Source organism: Gardnerella sp. KA00127 (assembly GCF_049244125.1).
Taxonomy (GTDB): Bacteria; Actinomycetota; Actinomycetes; order Actinomycetales; family Bifidobacteriaceae; genus Bifidobacterium; species Bifidobacterium swidsinskii.
Window position 1 is genome coordinate 667,978 of record NZ_CP058377.1, and the last position, 25,622, is coordinate 693,599.

Consider the following 25,622-nt stretch of genomic DNA (forward strand, 5'->3'; position numbering starts at 1 on the left):
GCAAAACCAGGAGTGAAATGAACGAATCAGGCACCTTAACTTTGCGCAATATCTCTGTGTGGGATACTGGCGAACGTATTGATCTTATTGTTGATGGCGTTCGTCAGGATGCCCTTATAGAGCAGAATGCGCGCGTTACTGGCGACATTGACGCAAGCGATTGGGTTGTTGCTCCTGGCTTTGCAGATCCGCATGTACATTTTAGAGATCCAGGGCAAACCGCAAAAGAAACAATGATGACAGGCAGTGAGGCTGCTGCGGCTGGCGGTTATACGCAAGTTTTGATTATGCCAAATACTGTTCCTGCGGTAGACGGTGAGCCTTGGAATGACGCTCCTTTTGATGTAGAAAACGTAATCGACTATTTGCAGCGTTACGGCTGCATTTACGGCGTAAAATTGCCGGTTCGCTACGATTTAAGCGTGTGCGCATCTTTGGGTCGTAAAGGCTTAAAACCAAGCAATATTGAGCTTTGGAAAAAGTATGTTGCTGGAATTGAAGACGCAGAAAAAACGTCTCCAATGAAAAAGCATCCAATTACTGCCATAAGCGACGACGGTTCTGCAGTGCCTGAGCCAATTTTGCGAGATGTGTTAGCTATGGCAAAACAAACTGGTTTGCCATTCGTGGAGCATTGTGAGCATCATGATACGGGAGCTGTAAACGAGGGTCCGATTGCAAAAATGCTTGGTGTTGGTGGAATTCCAGCTTCTACTGAGCTTGCAATTGTTCAGCGAGATATTGATGCTTCCCGCGAAACTGGCGTACACGTGCATTTCCAGCATGTGAGCACTGCTGCTGCTTTTGAGGCGATTCGTAAAGCGAAGAAAGAGGGATTGCCAATTACATGCGAAACTGCGCCTCACTATTTAGCTTTATGTGATGAGGATGTTTTGCGATATGGTGCTATGGCTAAGATGAATCCTCCTCTTCGTTCAAAAGTGGACAGGCAAGCAACGCTCGCTGCTATTGCGGATGGCACAATTGACATGATTGCAACAGATCACGCGCCTCACACTGCGGAAGAAAAGTCAGGAGATTTTGCAAGCACTCCTAACGGAATTATTGGGCTTGAGTGCGCGTATGGTGTGTGCCGCAAAGTGCTTGTTGATGCAGGATATACGGACGATAAGCATTTAATCGAATTGATGGCAGTAAATCCAATGCAATTGATGAGCAGAAGACCTACTGATATTGCGGCTTTGCTTAACGTTTCTTCGCGATGCGCAAACAAGCGAACGCTGCGTTTAAGTATTACTGAGCACCCTGAAAACGTTGATTTAGTGCTGATTAATATGCGCGAAAATTGGGCGGTTGACGCAAATTCGTTCCATTCAAAAGCTCGAAACACTCCTTTTGAGGGATGGCAACTTACAGGCAGACCTGTTGCGACGATTATTGGTTCAGAAATTGCTTTCTCGAGAATGTGATTGATTAAATATAAATTTGGAATGGTAGTAAATTATGGACGAACTTATTGAAGCGATTGCAGCCAAGCAAAATCCTAGTGTTGTGGGCTTGGACCCTAAGCCAGGTATTGTACCAGCCGAAATTATTAGCTCTCTTGCGGACGAAGTTTTGCAAGAAGTAGAAGGCGAGGATGCGCTGCCAACGCTTTTAGCTACAGCTTATTTTGAGTTTAATCGCGCTATTATCGACGCGGTTGCAGATTTTGTGCCGGCTGTAAAGCCGCAAATTGCGATGTACGAAGCACTAGGTTCCGCTGGAATGGACACGTACGCAATGACTTGCGAATACGCAAAATCGCAAGGATTAGTTGTAATAGGTGACGCAAAGCGCGGAGATATTGGCTCTACAGCTGGTCAGTATGCTGCTCATTTAAGCGGTTTCGCTAATCTTTCTTCATATTTTGAAGACGAAAATGCTACTGGTAACGCGCTTCCTCAATCTCTTAAAAATCTTCTAAAAAGCTCTAAAAATCTTGACGTTTGGCATGAAGATTCGCTTACAGTAAACCCTTATATGGGTTCGGATGGCGTGAAGCCTTTTATCGATGAAGCGGTAGCGCACGATAAAAGCATTTTTGTGCTGCTTCGCACTTCGAATCCTTCTAGCAAAGAGCTGCAGGAGCTTATTTTGCAAGATGGCAAGCCAGTGTATGAGCATATGGCTGATTTGATTGAGAACTGGGGTGCTTCAAGCATTGGTAAGCACGGTTATTCAAGAGTTGGTGCAGTTGTAGGTGCCACGCATCCGCAGGAGGGCAAGCATTTGCGCGAGATTATGCCGCACACTTTCTTCTTGGTTCCAGGCTATGGTGCTCAAGGCGGTACTGCTCAAGATGTTGCTGGAATGTTTGATGCAAATTCTGAAGGTGCTATTGTCAATTCTTCGCGCGGTATTATTGGTGCTTGGAAAAAGTCTGAAGATTACGCTAAAAATCAAGGGCACATGTCTCTCGATGACATTCTTGATATTGTGCGTGATTCTGCAGCTGTTGCTGCGAAAAATATGCGTGACGACTTGAGAAATGCAGTGTATCGCTAGAATGTATAACTAAAATAAATATAACTAAAAATATAATTAAAATTAAAAATAAAACGCAACGGTACAAAACACATACAAGGGTAGGGGAAACCACATGAGTGATGGCATGTTTATTCCAACGCGAAAAGCCTCTGGAAACGCCATAATTACGTTACGTGAAGACGCTTTTGATTCTTCCGGCTCAAGTTCTGCAGACGAAAGCAATAATGCAAAATATTCGCGCCTTTGGGGGCGTAGAGCTGTAGAAGTACTCAATAATGAGAAGCTAGACGAAGGCGTGTACCGTTTGACTTTGCGAGATTCTGAGATTGCTAAAAAAGCTGCTCCTGCGCAATTTGTGAACTTGTATTCCCCTGACCCGACTGCTATGCTTCCGCGTCCTTTTGGAGTTGCAAGCGTAGAAGGCGATACTTTTACTTTGATTTTTGCTGTGATTGGCAAAGGCACTGCTAAGTTTGCTGAGCTTAAGCCAGGAGATAGCATTGACGCTCTTGGACCTTTGGGACTTGGCTTTAATATTTCCAAACCTGCACATTATCTGTTGGTCAGTGGCGGCTTGGGTGTGCCACCTATTTTGTGTGCTGCTCAAGCGCTTTCAAAGTGTGAAGATTCTAGCGTAACGGCAGTGCTTGGCTACCGTAATAAGCGTTTTGCAGATGATTTAACGAAAGAATATATTTCAGACGTACACAGTATTACGAATGCTGAAGGAACTGTTATTACGCTGCTAGACGAGCTTGAAGAAAGTCAGCATTTTAATTTTGGAGACGATTTACCAACGGTGATTTTGTCTTGCGGTCCTTTGCCTATGATGAAAGCCGTAGCTCACTGGGCGCATGAAAGAAATATTGAATGCCAACTCAGTTTGGAAGCGCGTATGGGCTGCGGATACGGAACTTGCGTTGCTTGCGTTGTTGACACTTTGGAAGGCAGGCTGAAAGTTTGCAACGACGGTCCTGTTTTTGATGCGAATCGTTTGGGTTGGGAGTAAAAAATATGAATGCTGTAAATAATGACGAAAATAATTCTGTAAATAACGCAAATTCCGCAACAAATTCCGCTGAAACTCTTGGCTTTGACACTAGCCACGTTTGGAAACATCCAACTCAAGTTGCAGGCGTTAAGTGGAAAAACATGGTTGGTACAGCTTCTGGAACTTTCCAGCTTGCAGCTTGCCGACGTTTTTACGACGTAAGCCAACTCGGCGCAATTTGCACAAAAGGCGTTTCACCTGTTCCGTGGGAAGGAAATCCTTCTCCGCGCACTGCAGAATCTCCTTCTGGCATGGTAAACGCAGTTGGATTGCAAAATCCTGGCGTCGACCACTACTTAGTAGACGAGCTTCCGAAACTAAAGAAAATGGGAGCGCTTGTTATTACTAATGTTGCAGGGCACAGTGACGACGATTATGCGCAAGTTGTTGAAAAGCTTGCAGATTCTGCTGCAGACATGCTTGAAATTAACGTAAGCTGCCCAAACGTAACTCACGGCGGAATGAGCGTTGGCACGGATCCGGTGGCATTACACCGCTTAATTAAGCGACTTCGCGCAATGACAGATAAGCCAATGATTGTAAAAATGACGCCAAATGTGACGGATATTGTCTCGATTTGCAAAGCTGCAGTTGATGCTGGAGCAGATGCTTTAAGCATGATTAATACGCTTGTTGGTTTGCGAATTGATATTCGAACAGGCGAGCCTATTATTGCAAACCGCACAGGCGGTGTTTCCGGTCCTGCAATCTTCCCGATTGGTCTTGGATTTGTGTGGCGAGTTCGTCAAGCTATGCCAGATATTCCAATTATTGGCATTGGTGGCATTGATTCCGGCGAAAAAGCTTTGGAATACTTGTATGCTGGCGCTAATGCTGTAGAAGTTGGTGCTGCCGCTTTGGTGGATCCTACTGCTCCTATTCGCATTGCTCGCGAGCTTGATGATTTGCTTGATTCTCGTCCAAAGCTTGCGTCTTTACTTGCCGAAGGAAAGACTTGGCGCTGAAATTAAGTATTTAAAAGGTAGTTAAAAAGTATTTAGAAAATATTTAAGAAATTATTTAGAAAGTATTTAAAAATATTTTAAGAAAGAGAGCTAATTATGGCAGAATTAGACGAACGTTTTACAAAGTTTTTGCTTGATTCAGGCGCGCTTAAATTTGGTGACTTTACACTGAAATCTGGTCGTCAATCACCTTATTTTATTAACGCTGGCGCTTTTGACGACGGCATGAAAATCGCGAGCTTAGGCGCGTACTATGCTCAGCGCGTTGTTGCAGCAATCGAAGACGGCAAACTTCCGCAAGATATCGACACTGTTTTCGGTCCTGCTTATAAGGGCATTCCGCTGGCAGTTTCTACGGCAATGGCTTTGACGAATAATCACAATATGCCTGTTGGTTTTACTTTCGACCGCAAAGAACGAAAGGACCACGGCGACGGCGGAATTATGGTTGGAAAACCGTTAAAAGACGGCATGAAAGTTCTGTTAGTTGACGACGTGATGACTGCTGGAACTGCAGTTCGCGAAACTTTGCCAAAGCTTAAAGCGGAAGCAAATGTGCAAGTTGTTGGCTTGATTTTGGCAGTAGACAGAATGGAACGCACGAAAGACAGTGAGCTTTCTGCAGTAAAAGCAGTAGAGCAGGAGTTTGGATTCCCAGTTTTGCCAATTGCAAATGTGCGCGAAATTTTCGCTGCAGCTCAAAAACTCACTAATAGTGACGGTAAGCCAGTTATGGATGAGGAATTAGCTTCGCGCGCTGCAGATTACTTGCGTACGTATGGTGCGTAACTATCTTCTACAATTTCGGAACCAAACGGCCACAACGCAAGTTTTGCCATTTTGAAAGATTGTATGCCAAATGGAATGCCAACAATTGTGCAGCAGCAAATGAATCCTGAAACGATATAACCTAATGCAAGCATTGGCCCAATGAAAAATACAATCCATAATATGTTCCAAATTGTGCTAGTGCCGCCTCGGTAAATAACGTGTTTTCCAAATGGCGTGAGTGTGAGCTTTGCCATTTTGAATGTTTGAATACCGAATGGTACGCCAATAACGGTTATGCAAAGAAGGAAACTTATAAGTAACCAGCTTGCAGCAATGAAGAGACCGCCGAATATCAGCCACACAATATTGCCAAGAAGTTTCATATTATTAAGTATATAATTTCGCTGCTATCGGTACACGAATGCATAAGTTGACACTTTGTGGCATAATAAGCAAGGTTTATTTCTTAGCTGCTTAATTTGCAGCCTATTAGCGAAAGAAACGGGTAACTCGTGGCACAGACTACCAATGATATTAAGAATGGATCGGTTTTGAACCTTGACGGTCAGCTTTGGACCGTCGTTAAGTTCCAGCACGTGAAGCCAGGCAAGGGTCCTGCTTTTGTGCGTACCACCATTAAGAACGTGCTCTCGGGCAAGATTGTCGACAAGACTTTTAATGCCGGCATGAAGATGGAGTTCGAGACCGTTGATAACCGCACGTTGCAATATTCATACGAAGATGGCGACAACTTCGTCTTTATGGATATGACCACTTACGACCAGGTTTATATTCCTAAGGTTTTAGTTGGCGAGCAGAGCAAGTATTTGCTTGAGGGCACCGACTGCATCGTAAGCTTCCATGACGGTACTCCTTTGAGCGTTGAGCTTCCAGCTTCAGTGATTTTGACTATTACTCACACTGAGCCAGGCTTGCAAGGCAACCGTTCTAACGCTGGTACTAAGCCTGCAACAGTGGAAACCGGTGCTGAAATCCAGGTTCCACTCTTTGTGGGTGAAGGCGAAAAGGTGAAGGTCGACACTCGTGACGGCTCTTATCTTGGTCGTGAAAACTAAAGAATTAATTATCTAATTAAAATAATTAGTTATCTAATTAAATTAGCTATTTATTTCTCAATAATTTTTATAGAGTGACCCGGTGGCGATTATTCGTTGCTGGGTCGCGTAATTTTTGATACAACTTTATTAAGTAATTTTTATACGTTACACAGAAGGGCGTTACGATGGCACGTTCTACCGCTCGTAAAAGGGCTTTGAATACGCTGTATGAGGCGGATGAGAAGAATCAGCATATTCTTTCTTTGCTTGAGGAGCGAGTTAAGGAGCCTGGCGCTCAAACTCCGCTCCCAGAGTACGCTATTGAGATTGTTCGAGGCGTAGGAGAGCGACGTAACAGAATCGACAAGACGCTAAACCGCTATTCGACTGGCTGGAAAGTTGGCAGAATGGCTGTTATCGATCGCAATATTTTGCGCATTGCGGTGTGGGAAATGCTTCTTAACGATGAGATTCCAGATAAAGTTGCTATTGACGAGGCGATTGCGCTCGCAAAAATGTATAGCGATGACGAAGCTATTGCGTTTATTCACGGCTTACTAAGCGCGATTATGGCAGATAAAGATGCTTGCTTGGCAAAGTTTAATGGCGAATCTCAAGACTCTAGCGACGAGGCTGCGGAACCTACTGCTGACACTCAGGAGTAGTTGAGTTAGTATTTTCGCAGACATCGATTTCTGTTGATTGGGTAACACTAGCATTAATGCTCTGCTTACGCCACGCTAAACATTCCTATCAATTACAAGACAAAGTGTAAGTTATTGCGCTATTCCACGCACTTTGCGTAACTTTTTGCACGAGTCTATGAGTTTTGTGTTGTTGGTTAGTGTGTTGAGAGGCTGGAAAAATTGTGTTCAGTGCTAAAAGAGGACTGAGAAGCTACATTCTTTAAATATAGGCGAACACAATAAGCGCTTTTAGCAGCCAGAGCGCCCGAAGGACTGGGCGTGACGACCTGCCGAAGCGCTTAAAGCGTAGCGCGCGAAGGCAACTCGGAGCGTGAGCTTGCTCAAGTTGAAAGCACGGTGTGCTTTCAACGCAAGCTCAGCAGCGAGTACACGCAAAGTGTACGAGCGCTATAAGCGCAAACACAATTTTTCTAGCCTCGTCAAAACCAAAAAACTAAATCAGTTACAAAACTCATAGACGATACTCAAGAACACATAACGCGCAATAACTTATTGCCGGCGCGTCGCCCGTCCGCCAACCTGAGTAGACTTACCACGAATATCCTAAAGCCATAAGGGGGTTAAGGTGGATTACAACGACACCTTTGCCGGATTCGGCAGTGATGATGCAGTATTGGTGTTGGAGGATGGTCAGGTTTACGTTGGTAAGCCTTTTGGTGCGCAAGGTTCTACGCGCGCTGAGATTGTGTTCTCCACGGGCATGACTGGTTATCAAGAAACATTAACTGATCCAAGTTATGATCAACAAATCGTAGTTCAAACATTCCCACATATAGGTAATACGGGAATGAATCATGAAGATCCAGAATCTGCCCACATTTGGGTTGCAGGTTACGTGGTTAAGGAGCCAAGCCCAGTAGTTAGCAATTGGCGAGCTGAAGGTTCCTTGGAAGACGATTTACAAAAGCAAGGTATCGTTGGCATTAGTGGTATTGATACTCGAAAGCTGGTACGTCATTTACGCTCGGTAGGCGTTATGCGTGCCGGCATTTTTTCTAATAAGGCCCTGGTTGATTCGTCAACCGGGGCTTTTCGTACCGTTGCTTCTTTCGTTGACGAAATTAAGCAGACTCCTCAAATGCAAGGCTTGCGCTTAACGGATGAAGTCAGCACTAAAGAAACGTATACGATTGAGCCTTGCGGTGATTTTGAAGGAAAAGATCCGCTTTACACGGTTGTAGCAGTTGACTTTGGTATTAAATCCATGACTCCTCACCGTTTGGCTGAGCGCGGCTGCCGTGTGCACGTCGTAAGCTCCTCAATAAGCTTCGAATCGCTGCAAGCTCTTAACGCAGACGGTGTATTCTTCTCGAATGGTCCTGGAGATCCTGGCCAAGCAAATCGCGAAGTTGAGCTTTTGCGTAAAGTTTTGGATGCAGGCTACCCGTTCTTTGGTATCTGCTTTGGAAACCAGTTGCTTGGTCGCGCGCTCGGCTTTGGCACTTACAAGCTGAAGTTTGGTCACCGCGGTATTAATCAGCCTGTAAAAGACGTTACAACCGGAAAAGTGGAAGTTACAGCTCATAATCACGGCTTTGCAGTGGACGCTCCTCTTGACGGTCCTGTCCAATCTCCTTATGGAAACGGTCACTTTGGTCGCGTGCTAGTTTCGCATATTGACTTGAACGACAATGTTGTAGAAGGCTTGCAATGCCTTGATATTCCAGCGTTCTCAGTGCAATATCATCCGGAAGCTGCAGCAGGCCCGCACGATGCTTCCTATCTATTTGACCGTTTTGTGCAATTGATGCGCGAAAACACTCGAAAAAGCAAGTAAGATTTTAAGATTTACGGAAAGAGAAGTTTACTATGCCAAAACGTACTGATATTAAGTCGGTTATGGTAATTGGTTCCGGCCCGATTGTTATTGGTCAGGCTGCAGAGTTTGATTATTCCGGAACGCAGGCTTGCCGAGTTCTTCGCGAAGAAGGCATTCGCGTAATTTTGGTCAACTCTAACCCGGCTACGATTATGACCGACCCGGAACTTGCGGACGCAACATATATTGAGCCAATTGACACTTCGATTTTGGAGCGAATTATTGCAAAGGAGCGTCCGGATGCGCTTCTTCCAACGCTTGGTGGTCAAACTGCACTTAATGCTGCAATGGATTTGGGTCGTGCAGGAATCCTAGAAAAATATAACGTTGAGCTTATTGGCGCTTCTTTGGAAGCAATCGACCGCGGCGAAGACCGAGAGCTTTTCAAAAAAGTCGTTGAAAAAGCCGGAGCTGAGTCAGCAAAATCCTTTATTGCTCACTCGATTGAAGAAGTAGACAAAATTGTTGAAACTTTAGGATACCCGGTAGTAGTACGTCCAAGCTTCACAATGGGCGGCTTGGGCTCTGGTATTGCTCATAACGAAGAAGAGCTTCACCGCATTGCAGGAGCCGGCATTCACTATTCTCCAACAAACGAAGTGCTTATTGAAGAAGGCATTGAAGGCTGGAAAGAGTTTGAGCTTGAACTTATGCGCGACGCAAAAGATAACGTCGTAGTTGTTTGCCCAATCGAAAACGTCGATCCTGTAGGCGTGCACACTGGCGACTCGATTACAGTAGCTCCTTGCTTTACGCTTACCGACCGAGAGTATCAAAAGATGCGCGATATCGGTATCGCTATTATTCGAGGCGTTGGCGTCGATACCGGCGGTTGCAATATTCAGTTCGCAATCAACCCTCAAACTGGTCGCATTATCGTAATCGAAATGAACCCGCGTGTGTCTCGTTCTTCCGCGCTCGCATCTAAAGCAACTGGCTTCCCAATCGCAAAAATCGCAACGAAACTTGCTTTAGGCTACACTTTGGATGAAATTCAAAACGATATTACGCGTTCAACTCCTGCAAGCTTCGAGCCAACAATCGACTATGTTGTAACGAAGATTCCGCGCTTTGCTTTCGAAAAGTTCCCAGGAGCAGACACCACGCTTACAACTTCTATGAAGTCGGTTGGCGAAGCAATGGCTTTGGCTGGAAACTTCCAGGAATCCCTTGGAAAAGCAATGCGCTCAATCGACAAGCGTCACGCGTGCTTTAGCTGGGATGGCGAGCGTCCAAGCAAGGAAGAAGTTAATAAGCTTCTTGAAGAAATGCATACTCCAACCGAGCATCGCTACTTGCAAATCCAGCGCGCGCTTTGGGGTGGAGCAACGCCAGATCAAATTTTTGTAGCAACAAAAATCGACCCTTGGTTTGTAGAGCAGCTGGCTCAAATTAACGAAACTGCGCTCGCAGTTCGTGAAGCTGAAACCTTAACTCCTAAAGTTTTGAAGCGTGCTAAGCTTGCTGGTCTTTCGGACGTGCAGATTGCGCATTTGCGTAATCTTGGCGACGAAGGCGAAAACATGGTTCGTGAGCTTCGTTGGGCTTACGGTTTGCGCCCTGTTTACAAGACTGTTGACACTTGCGCAGCTGAGTTCGACGCAGCAACTCCGTACTACTATTCTTGCTACGCTGACGAAAGCGAGTTGAAGAAGCGCGATCGCGAAGCTGTGATTATCCTTGGCTCTGGTCCAAACAGAATCGGCCAGGGTATTGAGTTTGATTACACTTGCGTTCACGCTGTTCAGGAATTGGGCAAGGATTACGACACCATTATGGTTAATTGCAATCCTGAAACAGTTTCTACAGATTACGACATGTCTGACCGCCTTTACTTTGAGCCTCTTACTTTCGAAGATGTGCTTGAAATTTACGAAGCAGAAAAGAAGCTTGGACCTGTTAAGGGCGTGATTGTGCAGCTTGGTGGCCAAACGCCACTTTCGCTTGCTGCTCGTCTTAAAGCTGCAGGAGTTCCAATTTTGGGAACGACTCCTGAGGCTATCGATTTGGCTGAAAATCGTGAGCTTTTCGGCGAAGTTCTTCGTCAAGAAGGCATGAACGCTCCTCGATACGGCACAGCTTTAAGCCTTGAGGAAGCAAAAGATGCAGCTCACGCAATCGGCTACCCAGTTCTTGTGCGTCCAAGCTACGTACTCGGCGGTCGCGGAATGGAGATTGTGTACGACGACGCTCAGCTTGCAAAGTATGTTGATCGCGCATTGGATGAAGCTCGAGCAGACACTGTTGTTTCTGGCCGCTTGCCTTCGCCGCTTTTGATTGATAAGTTCCTTCAGGACGCTATTGAAATTGATGTTGACGCGCTTTACGACGGCAACGAGCTTTATATTGGCGGCATTATGGAGCATGTTGAGGAAGCTGGCGTGCACTCTGGTGACGCTGCTTGTACTCTTCCTCCAAGCACGCTTTCGGACGATCAAATTCGCCGCCTTCGCGAAGGCACGCTTTCGATTGCGCGCGGCTGCTCAGTTCGCGGTCTGATTAACGTGCAGTACGCTTTTATGGCAAACACTTTGTATGTAATTGAAGCAAATCCTCGAGCGTCTCGTACTGTTCCGTTTGCTTCTAAAGCTACTGGTGTTGCTCTTGCTAAAGCTGCTGCTCGAATTATGGCTGGTGAAACAATTGCACAGCAGCGCAAGCGTGGACTTCTTCTTCCGCAAGGCGATGGTGGTGATATTCATCCAGGTCAGCAAGTTGCTATTAAAGCTTCTGTGCTGCCGTTCAAGCGTTTCCGCACTCCTGTTGGTCGTACGGTTGATATTTTGCTCGGACCAGAAATGCGTTCTACCGGCGAAGTTATGGGCTTCGATCGTGACTTCCCACATGCTTTTGCTAAGAGCCAGCTTGCAGCATACAAGGGTGGTTTGCCTACCAGCGGCAACGTGTTTGTGTCTGTAAGTGATGCAGATAAGCGTCAACTTCCGCTTCTTGCAGTGCGATTAGTGGAGCTTGGTTTTACGATTTGGGCTACTGAAGGTACAGCTTCTGTGCTTCGTCGTTATGGTATTGATTCCGTGATTGTCGATAAGCTTTCTAGTCAGGGCGACACGGCGAAGGATATGCCAAATAGTGAGAAAGCACATGAAAGAATCGGTAAGAATGTTGTAGAGCTTATCGAAAATGGTAAGATTGATATGGTATTGAATACGCCGAATTCAAGGGGATCGCGCACTGATGGTTATGCCATTCGTGCAGCAGCTGTAGCAGCTGATCTTCCGCAATTCACTACTATTACCGAATTCGCACCAGTATTAATGGCTATTGAAGCTGTTAAGAACAACGATTATCAGGTGATGAGCATACAAGAACATGCTCAGCAGTTGTTTGCAATTGAACAGGCAGAAAGTCAAGAAAGTCGGGCTTAATACATGACCGAGAGCATTCGTGATCAAGAAGTGCAGGCGCAACGATCCGATTTTGGTTTGCGTTTGAAGAACGCTATGGCAAAATATGGACCATTGTGTGTTGGAATCGATCCTCATCGCAAAATGCTGCTTAATTGGGGATACAACATGGATGCTCTTGGAGCTGAACTTTTTTCTATGCGCATGCTGCAAGCTATGAATGGTAGGGCAGCGGCAGTTAAATTCCAATCCAGCATGTTTGAGCGCTATGGTTCTAAGGGTTTCGCAGCGCTTGAGCGTGTGCTGTATGCCGCTCGTCAAATGGATATTATTACTATTGTTGATTGCGGTCATGGAGGATTGTCTACTACTATTTCTGCGCTTGCAGACGCATATTTTAAGCCTGGAGCTCCGCTTCTTGCTGATGCTATTACTTTGCTTCCTTATTATGGTGCACGTTCTATGGGCGGCTTAATTAACGAAGCTCTTAATAACGGTCGCGGTGTTTTTATTGCGTCTCTAACTTCTAATCGCGAAGGCGCAAGTTTGCAAACTGCTATTAGGCAAAGCGGAACTTACCGCGGAACTACTGTAGCTCACGGAATTGCTCAAACGGCTCAAAGTTTTAACAATAAAACTAAAGGAATGGGTTCTGTTGGTTTAATTGTTGGAGCGACTATTGGCGACTGGATGAACGGTGGTGGAATTGACGTAACCAGTTTTACTGGTCCAATTCTTTCTCCTGGTTATGGGTGGCAAGGTGCAGAAGCTGACGATTTAAAGCGTGTTTTTGCTGGTACACATGGTAATGTATTGGTAACTGTTTCGCGTTCGATTGCGTCGCATGGTCCAAATATTGGTGAACTTTCGGCTGCAACTGAACGCATAGCATTGGATATTCGTCAGGCTCTTGTTGATTCAGGCGAATGTGTGTAAACGAGAGGTAAACAAATGGGTGCCACGGATGAGACTGCAGTTTCGCAGTCTAGACGTCGATTAATCGTATTAACGGGTCCTACTGCGGCTGGTAAAGGCACAGTAGAAGGCATACTTCGTGAGAAGCATCCACATATTTGGCTATCTGTTTCTGCTACCACTCGTGCGCCTAGACCTGGTGAATTTAATGGTATTCACTATTGGTTCTTAGATGAAGAAGAATTTGAGCGTCGTAAGCGTAATGGCGAATTCTTGGAAACTGCGCTGGTTCATGGCATGGCTCATTATGGCACCCTTCTTCAGCCTGTTTTGGATCATCTTACGCAAGATATTCCTACTTTGTTGGAAATAGATTTGCAAGGAGCTAGGCGTGTAAAACAAGAGGCAGCTCGTCTTGGATTAGAAGTCGTGTACGTGTTCATTGCGCCTCCGAGCTTTGAAGAGCTTAAGCGTCGTCTTATTGGTCGTGGTACTGAAACTCCTGAGCAGCAAGCAAAACGTTTGGAAACCGCTAAAGTTGAGATTGCTGCAGCTAAAGAGTTTGATGTTGTTATTGTGAACGATAATGCTGAGCGTGCCGCAGATGAACTGTGGAATGTTATTGCAAGCGAATACGACTTATAGTTAAAACTTACGCAATATCCAATCGATAGCATATAATAAGCCTTTTGGAACTATTGTGGCACCATAGAATTTGGAGAATATTATGGCATTAGGCACTCAGCCAACACCTACTGGTCTTGCGAATCCACCGATTGATGATTTAATGCAACATGCGGATTCCAAGTATGCGCTTGCCTTATTTGCTGCAAAACGAGCACGTCAAATTAATGCTTATTTTACTCAGCTTAATGAAGGTTTGCTTCAAAATGTTGGCCCACTAGTTGAGTATCAAAATCAAGAAAAGCCTTTAGCTATTGCTTTCCGCGAAATTAATGCTGGATTGCTTGAAGAGACTCTTGGTGAGGACGATTTAAGCGAAGGTAATTAATAAGCCTTGCTAATAAACGTCTTTATGGGTATTCGCAGTCGCGTATCATCCGTGCTCAATAAAGCGGATGCACGGCTGCGTTTTTCACTTTATTTAGCCTGTATTTAGCCTTATCGACTATAAACGTAAGGGGGAAATGTGGAAGAACGTAAATTAATTTCTGCAGAATCTGTAACTGAAGGTCATCCTGACAAGTTATGCGATCAAATTGCTGACGCTATATTGGACGATATGCTTCGTCAGGATTCTCATGCGCATGTTGCTGTAGAGGTTTGTGCTTCCGTTGGTCAGTTTGTGGTTTTTGGCGAAGTGCGTGGTGAAGTTTATAGCGATATTCCGGGAATCGTGCGTCAAGTTGTTCGTAATGTTGGCTACACGAGCTCCACAATTGGTCTTGATGCTGATTCTTGTGGTGTTATGGTTTCTTTAACTGAGCAAAGTGCAGAAATTAATCAAGGTGTTGCTAGGTTGGATGCTTCTTGCGAGAGTGCATCTTCTCGTGAGGAGCACTACGCTGCTCAAGGTGCAGGCGATCAAGGTGTTATGTTTGGTTACGCTAGCGACGAAACAGATACTTTAATGCCTTTGCCGATTTATCTTGCTCATCGTTTAGCTCAAAAGCTTGCTAAAGTTCGTAAAGATGGCACTGTTGCGCATTTGCGTCCAGATGGGAAAACTCAAGTAACGATTGAGTATGATTCAAAAGGATTGCCTAAACGTTTGGATACTGTGCTTATTTCTACTCAGCATGACCCAGAAGTTTCTAGAGACTGGTTACAAGATCAGCTTGTTGAACATGTTGTTAATCCTGTGTTGGACGAAGTTCTTGCTCAAAAAGTTGCGCACGATTCGTACCGTATGCTTGTAAACCCTACTGGCTCCTTCGTTTTGGGAGGTCCTGCAGCTGATTCGGGCTTAACTGGTCGAAAAATTATTGTTGACACTTATGGTGGTGCTGCTCATCATGGTGGTGGAGCTTTTTCCGGTAAGGATCCTAGCAAAGTTGACCGTTCTGCAGCTTATGCAGCTCGCTGGGTTGCAAAAAATATTGTGGCAGCTGGTTTAGCTCATAAGGCAGAAGTTCAAGTTGCTTATGCTATTGGTATTGCTGATCCTGTAAGCGTAAACGTAGAAACTTTCGGAACTGAAGCTGAAGGTATTACGCGTGCAGATATTGCGCGTGCTGTGCGTGAAGTATTTGATTTGCGTCCAGCTGCGATTATTGATGAGCTTAACTTGCTTAAGCCAATTTATGCTCCAACCGCAGCTTATGGTCATTTTGGTCGTACGGATGTCAAATTCCCTTGGGAAGAAACGAATCGTATTGAGCAATTGAAAGATGCGCTAAAAAAGTAGTTTTATTGATAAATTTTGCTGTAAAATAACAGTAATTATGTGATGTAATTCAAGTAAAACTAAGGGTTATTTATGGCAGAGCAACCTTCGCTAGACGGCTTAGCGCGTAAAACAAGACGTAAGCGCAATGCTGTTTCTCTAGTGCCTGCTAATGAATGCCCTATTGCGCATGTGATGCTTGATGTTCAAGCTTCACATTTAGGTCGTACTTTTGATTACTTGATATCGCAAGATCAAGATGAATCTGCTCAGCCTGGGGCGTTTGTACGCGTTCGTTTTGGAGCACAAAAGCTCACTGGAGTTATTTGGTCTCGTTCTTCGCATACAGACACCCCTCATACTGCTTTAAGATTTTTAGAGCGCGTGTTTCCTTCAGATGTTTTGCTTTCTAAATCTTTGCGAGACGATATTGACGCCATAGCTAAAGCTTATGGTGGAACTAGCTCAAATATTTTGCGTCTTGCTGTGCCTCAACGCGTAGCTCGTGTTGAGCATGAGGAAGTTTTTGACAACATACGCTTGCAACGCAGAAAACAGTGGCGTGAAAATCTTAAGAAGCGTTTGCAAAACGATAACAATACAAACCCAGGTTACGCTACAACTTCTCGCATGATTTATGATTACGAAAATGCAAATATTTTATACAATGCATTAATCAAAAAATCTATTGACGCAAGTTTTAGTGAAAATAAAACAGAAAATCAATTAGTCAAGCAAGCAGAAAATAATTCTTCTCAATCTTTTATTGTAGACGCTTTACCAGGTTCTTGCCGACTTGCACAAGATTTAGCGTGGATGATTGTCACTGCTTTAAGCGCGTGTAAGCAAGCTGTTGTAGTTTTGCCGACGCTAAGAGAAGTAAATGATGTAATGCGCGCGCTAATGGTTTACGGATTAAAGCCATATAAGCGCGTCAGTGAGAATCATCGTGGTTTTTCTGCTGGAAGTTTTGATGGCGATGTTGCTCGACTTTGTGCTGCGGATCCTCCAGCTGATAGATATAGAGCTTGGCGTGCAATCGCGTCCGGAATAGTTCCTTGCGTTCTTGGCACTAGAGCTGCAATGTATGCTCCAGTTGAGGGAGATGCTTTATTTGCGATTGTTGAAGATTGCGCGTACCAATATGCTGATGGCATGATGCCGTATGCTCAAGCGCGTGGCGTTATGCGGCTTCGTGCGAAAAGGCATGGCGGCGTATTTGTGTCAATGTCGTATTCCAGAAGCGCGCTTAGTCAAAGTGAAGTAGACTGCTATATGTCGAATGCGCAAGATGCGCAAGGTGAGCAATCCGTTCAAACTACTAAAGTTATTCAAACTACTCAATCTGCTAAAACTGCTGAAACAATAAGCGGATCTAGCATCCCTGTAAGTGCGAGTAGACTTGCTCGCGAAAAGTTAGTTCCGTGGGTTCGTTGGCTTAATCGTGAAGCTTTATTGAAATTAGCTGACCCAAGTATTGGCGCTCGCATACCGCATAGCGCAGTAAGAGCTATTAATGATGCTCTTTCGGATGGTAAGCCTGTGCTGCTTTCTATTGCGCAAGATGGCGTGACGCAATCGGCTATATGCTCTTCTTGCAAACGTCAAGCGCGCTGTAGACGATGTACCGGGCCTCTCGATGTTGCAAATAGTCAGCAAACAGCACGTTGCTCGTGGTGTGGTGCTAGTGCAATAAATTGGTCTTGTTCTAATTGTGGCAGTAGCAATATGCGAGTTATACAAGTTGGCGCTGCTGGTGTTGCAGAAGAATTATCTAAACTATTTCGCAACGTGCCTATTATTATTTCGTCACAACACCAACCGAACGGAATTATCCAGTGTATTGATGAAAAACCTGTAATTGTTGTTGCAACTCCTGGATGTGAGCCTCGCGTACAAACGCAAGACGCAAATTGTAACGGAGAATATGGTGTTGTAGCAATACTCGATACGTGGGTAAGTTTGTACGCTTCGGGGCTTGATGCGCGAATAGATACACTTAATTCGTGGATGAAAGCTTCTGCTTTATGTGCTCCTAGAGCGCGCGGAGGAAGTGTGCTTTTGATTGGCGAAACGTATCCTGTTCTTGCGCGTGCGCTTACATTGTGGGATACGACTCAACTTTCTTGCAATGAGCTTTCAGAAAGAGCTCAAGCAATATTGCCGCCTTGTGTAACTGCAGCATGCGTATGGGGTGCTCGTGATGCGGTTATGCGTGCGCTTGAAAACATTGGTGCAATGCAAGAAAATCTTGGGTGCGAAAGTAGTCAAGATGCTGATTTTTCAGCAATTTCTCCATTATTAGGAATTGTTCCAATGCATCCGCCTGTTACAGACAGATACCAGCATTTTGACGATATTTACGACCGTGTAAAAGCTGTAGTAAGAGTTCCGCTTTATTTAAGACAAGAATTAGTGAACCGATTGCACAAGGAAGTAGCTCGTCACGTAGCAACACGTGCTGCAGGAGAGTTGCGTTTTTGTGTTGATCCAAAAGATTTATTAGCGTACTAACTTACTAATAGGGGAGAGAAAAATGTTAAAAACATATCATTGCGCAGTTTTGGGAGATCCTATTTCGCATTCGCTGTCTCCTGTGCTTCACAACACGGCTTATAAGGTTTTAGGTCTTACAAATTGGCAATATAGTAAGGAAAAAGTAAGCGAAACAGAGCTTCGCGATTTTATTGCGCATCTTGACGATTCTTGGAAAGGCTTAAGCCTTACTATGCCGCTTAAAAAAACCGTAATGAAACTCGGTACACCTTGCGACTACTGGTCGCGCGCGCTTAACGTGGCAAATACTGCAGTTTTTACTAGCAACCCAGCAACCGCTTCGCAATCGCAAATAAAGCTATACAACACTGACGTAAGTGGCATATTAATAACATTTATGCAAGCATTACATGAGCGCATATGCGAAGTAAAAAAGGCTGTTATTATTGGCAGTGGCAACACTGCGTCCTCTGCATTGGCAGCTTTAATTGAAATTGCGCAAGTAGCAAAGCTTGAGCAAGTGCAAGTTGTTGCTAGAACTGAAGATGACGGTAGTGTAAAAGGCGTTGAACGTTTTAATAATCTTATACAAAAGTATTGCGCTGATTTTCCAAATAAAATAAGCATAGGTCAAAATAATAAAAGCGAAGAAAATGACGCTATGTATGAGCCTGTGCAAGGTATTGAGTTCCCAACAATAAGCGAAGAAGTATTTTCAAAATTTGCAGACTATAGCGCAGAAAAATTGAGTGCAGAAAAATTGTCAGAATGTGATAAATCTCTCATTTTGAAATCTTTAAATTCACTCGAAGCTGTTCGTGCAATCGCAGAAGCAGACATAGTCATAAGCACAGTTCCAGCGCATGTAGCAGATCCAATTGCGCTTGCGTTGAAAGCGTACTGTCAAGATAGTGCGAATAATCAAACGAAATTAGGAACATTGCTTGACGTAGTTTACGATCCTCGCCCAAGCATGCTACTTAGTGTATGGCAACAATACGGTTGCGCTATTGGCGGAGAAGAAATGCTTTTGCAACAAGCTTTAGCACAAGTAAGTCTTATGACGATTGAGTACAGGCAATCTAAAGAAAATTTTGGGAATTGTGCTAAGACTGGCGCTGAGGATTGTGCTGAGACTGGTTCTGAGCTTGGTTATAAACCTAGTGCTGACAAGGCTAGATATTACGATGACTTAAGTAGTCTCATGCGAAAAGCCTTACAGGAGGCATTATGAGCGATAATACGCAACATACTACGCAAAGTGATGTGCAACGTGATGCGCAACATACTACGCAACGTTCCGCGTCGACTAGTATGCAACTATCTGACAGATTTGAAGTTATGCTAATTACAGGCATGAGCGGAGCTGGGCGCTCGCACGCTGCTAACGCGTTGGAAGATATGGGATGGTATGTTATCGATAATCTTCCGCCAAAACTGCTCATACCGCTAGTAGATATGATGACTTCATCCGGTTCTAAAGTGCATAAGCTTGCTGCTGTTATTGACGTGCGTTCTAGAGGATATTTCGACGACCTGTTTGCAGTTCTTGCGCATATTGATGACCTTGGTGTAAAAACGCGAATTCTGTTTCTAGATGCTTCAGATGCTGTGCTTATCAAGCGTTACGAGTCTGTGCGTAGACCGCATCCTTTGCAGCGCGGTGGCAGACTTATTGACGGTATTCTAGAAGAGCGAGAGCTGCTCAGTCATCTGAAAGATTGCGCAAATATTATTATCGATACTTCTGCACTTAGTATTCACCAACTTTCTACAAAGCTTTACGAAGGATTGCTTGGAAAAGGCTCTTCTACTGTTTCTGTGCATATTTTCAGCTTTGGATTTAAATACGGCATGCCAATGGACGCTGATTTTGTTGCCGATATGCGATTTTTGCCGAATCCTTTCTGGGTTCCTGAATTAAGGGAGCTTACAGGTAAGGATCAAGCTGTGCAAGATTATGTTTTATCGAATTCTGCGGCAATTACATTCTTAGATTCTTACGAAAATGCGCTTCTTACAGCTATCGACGGATTCGCTAAAGAAGACAAGCATTACGTGACTATTGCTGTAGGATGTACTGGCGGTCAGCATCGTTCTGTTGCCGTAAGTATTGAGCTTGCTAGACGTTTGAGATTGCACGGTTTGCAAGTTACAGTATCTGCAAGAGAGCTACAGAGAAGATCATAGTAAGTGGAGAAGTAAAGTAGCAAAAAGTAAAGTAGTGAAATGCGATTATGAAACTAATCAATTAAAATTAATTAAAAAATTAAATAAAAATTGTGTAAATTATATAAAATATAAAAAATCTTGTACTAAAAGCATGTAAAGCATGTGCAAAAACCGGTAAAATGTCCAACGTATTCTGTATCACAGAAAGCCGGGCATGTCGTGTGCCACAGCATCATGCAAGTACCCAACAGCACTCATATTTTAAGAAGAACAAAAGTAGGAGGTTGTCCCTTGGCTCTTCTTGACGACGTCAAAAATGAACTCGTTTCAAACAACAATGAGCTCCCGACTGTCATTATGGCTCAAGCTGCAGCAATGATGCGCTTTGCTGGCGGCTTAAGGCCAGTAAATAATCAAGCTGTTATTCGCGCTCAGTTGGATTCTCAGCGCGCAGCTCAGTGGCTTGTTGAGGTATTGAAAACTTATTTCCAGAGGGAAGCAACAATTGCTCAAGTTTCTCGGCAAACTCCTACGGGCACTGTAGTTCGCTATGACGTGGTAGTTGAGCGTGGTGCTGCAGCACTGGCTTTGCAATCTGGTCTTCTTGATCGACGTATGAGAATTGTTGCAGGTCTTGCACCTGAGATTGTTGGTGGAAGTATCGCCCAAATCAAAGCAGCTTGGCGTGGTGCTTTCTTGGCTCACGGTGCTATTTCCGACCCTGGCAAAGCTAGCTATTTGGAAGTTGTTTGCCCAACTCATGAGGCTGCAAATGCTTTGCAAACTATGGCGGCGCGACTTGGCATTAGCGCCAAGGCTCGTCAGGTTCGTAGCTCTGAGCGAGTGACGTTGCGCGATTCTGACGCAATTGAGCGAATGTTGATTTTGATTGGTGCTCCTCGTTCTGCTCGCGAATGGACCGGTAAGCGTTCGGACGGTGAAGCTCGCGGAAAAGCAAACCGTTTGGCTAATTTTGACGATGCGAATATGCGTCGTAGTGCTAAGGCTGCTGCTGAGGCATGCGAAAAGGTTCGTCACGCATTCGATATTTTGGGCGACGATATTCCAGATAATTTGTTGATGGCTGGAAAGCTTCGTCTTGAGCATAGCGACGCAAGTTTGGAAGAGCTTGGTCACTTGGCTGATCCTCCTATTACAAAGGATGCGATTGCAGGGCGAATTCGTAGACTTTTGCAGCTTTCAGCGAAGGTTGAGAAGTCGCGTATGCAGCAGCTTTAATGCTGATTTTGCGTGGTTTGTAGCTGTATTGGCTGTCGGGTTTTTTTATGTGGCTGTGAGCGGTGGGTGTTACTTGTCTCGCAGCGCTCCGCTCTTATACCTTACTTGGACTTAGCGGTTGCGTAGTTAAGTTTAGTTTTTTACTTACTTTCTCTGCAAAAATAGTATTCGTCAACAAGATTATTACTATCGTTCCGCTTTTATATTGCTCGACCAAGCAACACCCACCCCTCACTCGTTAATTCCAATCGCAGTTGTTTTTGGTGTGGTAGGAAGAGTGATTGGTGTGGAGTGTGCAGCAGCACCGATGTTAGTGTTCGCCAAGCAATAAATACTCAACGTCTGCAGAGCATTAATGTCAAAGTTCACTAAGCAACATATAGTCGACGTTTGCAAAGCATTACTGCAAAGCTTCAGACGCAACGTTTGCAAAGCGCAACTGCAAAGCTACAAAACCACTTTTCGCAGAAGCATTACTGCAAAGCTACAGACGCAACGTCAGCAGAGCACTGGTGCAAAGCTGCGTTGTTCATAGGGATTGTTGAAGATGTGCGGTATAATTGCACCCGGCAATGTGTTGATGTTTGAGGCTGATTTTGCGTTTTGTTGAACGAAGTAAGCCGGCACGGTAAGCCAGTATGTAAGTCAAATATGGTAAGCCAATATGGTTTGGAAAGGATACCAATGAAGACACTGAAAGATTTGGGAGATTTGAGTGGTAAGCGCGTATTGGTTCGCGCTGATTTTAACGTTCCTCTCAAGGGTACGACGATTACTGATGATGGTCGTATTCGTGCTGCTTTACCAACCATTAAGGCTTTGCGTGAGCAGGGTGCTAAGGTGATTTTGATGGCTCACCTTGGTCGTCCAAAGGGTCAGGTTGTTTCAGAGCTTTCCTTGGCTCCAGTTGCGCAGCGTTTGGGTGAATTGCTCGGCACAAATGTTGTTTTGGCTGCAGACACTTACGGCGAAGATGCTCAAGCTAAGGTAGCTGCCATGAATAATGGCGACGTTGTTTTGCTTGAAAATGTGCGCTTCAACGCGGAAGAAACCAGCAAGGATGCTTCCGAGCGCGCAGCTTACGCTAAGAAGATTGCTTCTCTTGGCGAAGTATTTGTTTCCGACGGCTTTGGTGTTGTGCACCGCGCTCAGGGTTCAAATTACGATGTTGCTGCCGATCTTCCAGCAGCTGCAGGCTTGCTTGTTGAGAAGGAAGTTAAGGCACTTTCTCGCGCAACTGAAAACCCAGAGCGTCCTTTGACTGTTGTTCTCGGCGGCTCTAAAGTTTCCGACAAGCTCGGCGTTATTGAAAACTTGCTTTCTAAGGCTGATCGTCTTGTTATTGGCGGCGGTATGGTGTTCACATTCCTCAAGGCTTTGGGTAACGAAGTTGGTACTTCTTTGCTTGAAGAGGATCAACTCGAGAAGGTTAAAGGATACATTGAAACCGCTAAGAAGAACGGCGTTGAGCTTGTGCTTCCAACCGATATTGTTGTGAACGCTGGCTTCCCAGCAGGGGATACTCCAGTTGCTCCAGAAGTAGTTCCAGCAGACGCTATTCCTGCAGACAAGATGGGCTTGGATATTGGTCCTGACTCTCAGAAGCTTTTCCACGACAAGATTGTTGACTCCAAGACTGTTGTTTGGAACGGTCCTATGGGTGTGTTCGAGGTTCCAGAGTTTGCAGCCGGTACTCGCGCTGTAGCCCAGGGCTTGGTCGATGCAACTAAGAACGGCACTTTCACTATAGTCGGCGGTGGTGATTCTGCTTCTGCAGTGCGCAATCTTGGATTCCCAGAAGATGGCTTCTCGCACATTTCTACTGGCGGCGGCGCTTCTCTCGAGTTCTTGGAAGGCAAGACTCTTCCAGGTTTGAGTGTGCTTGAGTAAGTAATATTGCTTGAGTAAGTAATATTTACGCGAGCAAGTATAAACTAAATATTTTCGCTTATGCCGACTTTCGATTTTATGAATCCGCTTTGTAAATCGAGGTCGGCATAACACTAATTTGCGCAATACTATTAATCTCAATCGTAAATTTTTAAGGGTGATTATGGTTTCCAAAAGAAAGCCGTTAGTCGCTGGTAATTGGAAAATGAATTTCAATCACCGCGAAGCTACGCATTTTATACAAAAATTTGCGTGGCTACTGCGTGACGCGCATTACGACTATCACGATTGTGAAATTGCACTTATGCCTTCTTTTACTTCAATAAGAAGCGTGCAAGTTCTTGTTGAGTCTGACCATTTGCCAATATTGTACGGAGCTCAAGCTGTTTCTGTTACTGCTCAAGGTGCTTTTACTGGTGATGTTTCTGCAGATATGCTTGCAAGTCTTGGATGTTCAATGGTTATTGTTGGTCATTCTGAAAGACGCAAGTATCATCCTGAAGATGATGCAAATATAGTTGATCAAGTTCGAGCTGTTCTTGCCGCAGGAATGCAGCCAATTCTTTGCGTTGGTGAAAGTCTTAAAGAACGTCAACAGGGTGTTGCGCTCGATTTTGCTGTAGGGCAAGTGCATGATGTAACGCGCGATTTAGACGCGAAGCAAGCTAAGCGTTTAATTATTGCGTACGAGCCAGTTTGGGCAATTGGTACTGGTATGGTTGCCACTGCTAATTCAGCTCAGGAAGCTGCATTGGCTATTCGTGAAGACTTGCGCGTTACGTTCGGTGACGATGTTGCAAATACTGTCCGTATTCTTTACGGCGGATCTGTAACTTCTTCTAATGCTTCAAGTCTTATCGCGGAGCCAGATGTCGATGGATTCTTAATTGGTGGCGCTTCTCTTGATGCGCAAGAACTTGCTAATATTGTGCGACTAACGGCTGCGCAAACACGTTTAGAGACTAAATAAGCTTAAGCGGTCAAAGGTTATTATTAAACTTAATCGGGTACTGTAAAACAGGAGGTTGGTTGTGTCCACTGTGAAGATTATTTTGCAGGTGTTGCTTGTGCTCACTAGCATTTTGCTCACATTGTTAATTTTGATGCACAAGGGCAAGGGCGGCGGCCTTTCCGACATGTTCGGCGGCGGTTTAACGAAGAACGCTGGTAGCTCTGGTGTTGCAGAAAAGAACTTAAATCGTTGGACGGTTATTATAGCGTTGATTTGGGTGGCTGTTATTGTTGCCTTGAACCTTATGACTAAGTTCTCACTTATCTAAGTATTCTTTTAAGCGCATAGTCGAAAGATTGCGCGCTTTTTATTTTATAAATCAAAATTTATGGGCTTGTGTGTGATCTTGCGTACGCGCTTGCATTTGTGCGATTTACAAATTCATTATGCACATTAAAAATAGTGGGTAACTATAATGCTTCGTTTTTCTCCTTCTTTAGTAATTGCTGATCTTGACGGCACAATGCTTCACGATTCCGATACTTTTGAAGGCCGCTTTTTAAGCAGCGAAACTGTGCAGGCTGCTGAGCGTTTGCACGAATCTGGTATTCCGCTTGCTATTATTACGGCTCGTCCTGTTGGAAGCGCTTTTGATTTTGTTCACGATTTAAAAGCTCAAGTTTGCGCGTATCTCAATGGTGCGCTTATTGATTTTGATTGCGTTCACAGCACTATTTCTGAACTTACTTCGCAGCGAAGCATTGATACTCTTACTCGCTTTGGTTTTGACTCTAATCTTGCTGCTGATGTTTGCCTGCGATTGCTTGATAAAATACCTACGCTCCGTCTTGGTATTGTGATGAACGACGTTCGTTACACTAATTTTGATGTTCGTATGCTTTGGAACGAGCAGGATTTTATTATTACAGATTTTTCCAATGTTCCAAGTGGCATAGCAGACAAAATCATTATTGTGCCGCGAGATTGCGAGAAGGAACAGCTTCAGCGTATTATTCCGGATGATTTTTCCTTGCATATTAGCGAAGATGTTTTGTGGATGCTTACGAATCCTCTTGCAAACAAGGGACATGCACTGAACGTTATTTGCGATCGTTTGGGCGTGAAGCCTAGCCGTACTGTTGTTTTTGGCGACGACATTATTGACATCGATATGTTCCGTGCCGGTGGTTATGGGGTAGCGGTGGCGAATAGTAATCCGCGTTTGCTTGCGATTGCGGACGAAGTTTGCGATTCCAACAATGACGACGGTGTTGCCAGCTGGCTTCAAAACGAATTGCTCTAGCGGTTTATTGCAATCATCATAATCGGACGCAAATAGCAGTAAATCGGACGCGTTCTACAGAATACGGACGTTTAGGCAAAAT

At 44.6% G+C, this 25,622-nt stretch carries 22 protein-coding genes; 21 read left to right on the forward strand and 1 reads right to left on the reverse strand.

What is annotated here, in order from left to right; genetic code table 11:
• The first annotated feature begins 17 nt into the window (after positions 1–17).
• The 5 genes from HXT48_RS02570 to pyrE all read left to right on the forward strand — a co-directional run bounded on the left by HXT48_RS02570 (position 18) and on the right by pyrE (position 5,295).
• Entirely contained in the window at positions 18–1,430 is a 1,413-nt protein-coding gene (locus HXT48_RS02570) for a dihydroorotase (protein WP_012914271.1), read from the forward strand.
• Positions 1,431–1,464: 34 nt separating this feature from the next.
• Positions 1,465–2,508, forward strand: coding sequence for an orotidine-5'-phosphate decarboxylase (pyrF, locus tag HXT48_RS02575; protein WP_012914270.1), 1,044 nt, complete (start codon positions 1,465–1,467; stop codon positions 2,506–2,508).
• A 94-nt stretch (positions 2,509–2,602) separates the two neighbouring features.
• On the forward strand, positions 2,603–3,499 hold the full coding sequence (locus tag HXT48_RS02580; protein ID WP_012914269.1) for a dihydroorotate dehydrogenase electron transfer subunit: 897 nt from the start codon (positions 2,603–2,605) through the stop codon (positions 3,497–3,499).
• 5 nt (positions 3,500–3,504) lie between these two features.
• Complete coding sequence (locus HXT48_RS02585; RefSeq protein WP_421793163.1) at positions 3,505–4,506, forward strand: dihydroorotate dehydrogenase; 1,002 nt, start codon at positions 3,505–3,507, stop codon at positions 4,504–4,506.
• 96 nt (positions 4,507–4,602) lie between these two features.
• A complete protein-coding gene (gene pyrE / locus HXT48_RS02590) occupies positions 4,603–5,295 on the forward strand; it encodes an orotate phosphoribosyltransferase (protein ID WP_012914267.1) in 693 nt (230 codons plus the stop codon).
• Here the strand turns inward: pyrE and HXT48_RS02595 are convergent.
• A complete protein-coding gene (locus tag HXT48_RS02595; protein WP_421793164.1) occupies positions 5,271–5,660 on the reverse strand; it encodes a YccF domain-containing protein in 390 nt (129 codons plus the stop codon). The two genes, pyrE and HXT48_RS02595, sit on opposite strands and share 25 nt — an antisense overlap.
• Positions 5,661–5,789: 129 nt before the next feature.
• Here HXT48_RS02595 and efp point away from each other — a divergent pair, with 129 nt between their 5' ends.
• From efp to HXT48_RS02675, 16 genes are all read left to right on the forward strand, one after another.
• Positions 5,790–6,353: an elongation factor P gene (gene efp, locus HXT48_RS02600; protein WP_004111770.1), complete on the forward strand. Its 564-nt coding sequence runs from the start codon at positions 5,790–5,792 to the stop codon at positions 6,351–6,353.
• 167 nt (positions 6,354–6,520) lie between these two features.
• Complete coding sequence (nusB, locus tag HXT48_RS02605) at positions 6,521–7,000, forward strand: transcription antitermination factor NusB (RefSeq protein ID WP_102155096.1); 480 nt, start codon at positions 6,521–6,523, stop codon at positions 6,998–7,000.
• A 607-nt stretch (positions 7,001–7,607) separates the two neighbouring features.
• Positions 7,608–8,819, forward strand: coding sequence for a glutamine-hydrolyzing carbamoyl-phosphate synthase small subunit (carA, locus tag HXT48_RS02610; RefSeq protein WP_102155098.1), 1,212 nt, complete (start codon positions 7,608–7,610; stop codon positions 8,817–8,819).
• Positions 8,820–8,851: 32 nt separating this feature from the next.
• Positions 8,852–12,247, forward strand: coding sequence for a carbamoyl-phosphate synthase large subunit (carB, locus tag HXT48_RS02615; RefSeq protein ID WP_076002918.1), 3,396 nt, complete (start codon positions 8,852–8,854; stop codon positions 12,245–12,247).
• Positions 12,248–12,250: 3 nt separating this feature from the next.
• A complete protein-coding gene (gene pyrF / locus HXT48_RS02620) occupies positions 12,251–13,162 on the forward strand; it encodes an orotidine-5'-phosphate decarboxylase (protein WP_004106386.1) in 912 nt (303 codons plus the stop codon).
• Between the two features lie 15 nt (positions 13,163–13,177).
• Positions 13,178–13,786, forward strand: coding sequence for a guanylate kinase (gene gmk / locus HXT48_RS02625; protein ID WP_012914263.1), 609 nt, complete (start codon positions 13,178–13,180; stop codon positions 13,784–13,786).
• Between the two features lie 82 nt (positions 13,787–13,868).
• Positions 13,869–14,153 (forward strand): DNA-directed RNA polymerase subunit omega, encoded by a 285-nt coding sequence (gene rpoZ, locus HXT48_RS02630; protein ID WP_004108619.1) that lies wholly within the window; start codon positions 13,869–13,871, stop codon positions 14,151–14,153.
• A gap of 138 nt (positions 14,154–14,291) precedes the next feature.
• Positions 14,292–15,509, forward strand: a complete 1,218-nt coding sequence (gene metK / locus HXT48_RS02635; RefSeq protein WP_012914262.1) for a methionine adenosyltransferase — start codon at positions 14,292–14,294, stop codon at positions 15,507–15,509.
• A 72-nt stretch (positions 15,510–15,581) separates the two neighbouring features.
• Positions 15,582–18,002 carry a primosomal protein N' gene (locus tag HXT48_RS02640; protein WP_012914261.1) on the forward strand — a complete coding sequence of 807 codons (2,421 nt, stop codon included), beginning with the start codon at positions 15,582–15,584 and terminating at the stop codon, positions 18,000–18,002.
• Between the two features lie 22 nt (positions 18,003–18,024).
• Positions 18,025–19,218 (forward strand): shikimate dehydrogenase family protein, encoded by a 1,194-nt coding sequence (locus HXT48_RS02645; RefSeq protein WP_076002916.1) that lies wholly within the window; start codon positions 18,025–18,027, stop codon positions 19,216–19,218.
• An 80-nt stretch (positions 19,219–19,298) separates the two neighbouring features.
• Positions 19,299–20,174: an RNase adapter RapZ gene (gene rapZ, locus HXT48_RS02650; protein WP_100066708.1), complete on the forward strand. Its 876-nt coding sequence runs from the start codon at positions 19,299–19,301 to the stop codon at positions 20,172–20,174.
• Positions 20,175–20,447: 273 nt separating this feature from the next.
• Entirely contained in the window at positions 20,448–21,395 is a 948-nt protein-coding gene (gene whiA / locus HXT48_RS02655) for a DNA-binding protein WhiA (protein WP_012914259.1), read from the forward strand.
• A 684-nt stretch (positions 21,396–22,079) separates the two neighbouring features.
• Positions 22,080–23,285: a phosphoglycerate kinase gene (locus HXT48_RS02660; protein WP_102155099.1), complete on the forward strand. Its 1,206-nt coding sequence runs from the start codon at positions 22,080–22,082 to the stop codon at positions 23,283–23,285.
• Between the two features lie 163 nt (positions 23,286–23,448).
• Positions 23,449–24,255, forward strand: a complete 807-nt coding sequence (gene tpiA, locus HXT48_RS02665) for a triose-phosphate isomerase (protein WP_421793165.1) — start codon at positions 23,449–23,451, stop codon at positions 24,253–24,255.
• Positions 24,256–24,316: 61 nt separating this feature from the next.
• The gene (secG, locus tag HXT48_RS02670) at positions 24,317–24,565 is read left to right on the forward strand and encodes a preprotein translocase subunit SecG (protein WP_004119067.1); all 249 of its coding nucleotides are present in this window, start codon (positions 24,317–24,319) and stop codon (positions 24,563–24,565) included.
• Between the two features lie 147 nt (positions 24,566–24,712).
• The gene (locus HXT48_RS02675; protein WP_076002913.1) at positions 24,713–25,540 is read left to right on the forward strand and encodes an HAD hydrolase family protein; all 828 of its coding nucleotides are present in this window, start codon (positions 24,713–24,715) and stop codon (positions 25,538–25,540) included.
• Positions 25,541–25,622 lie beyond the last annotated feature (82 nt).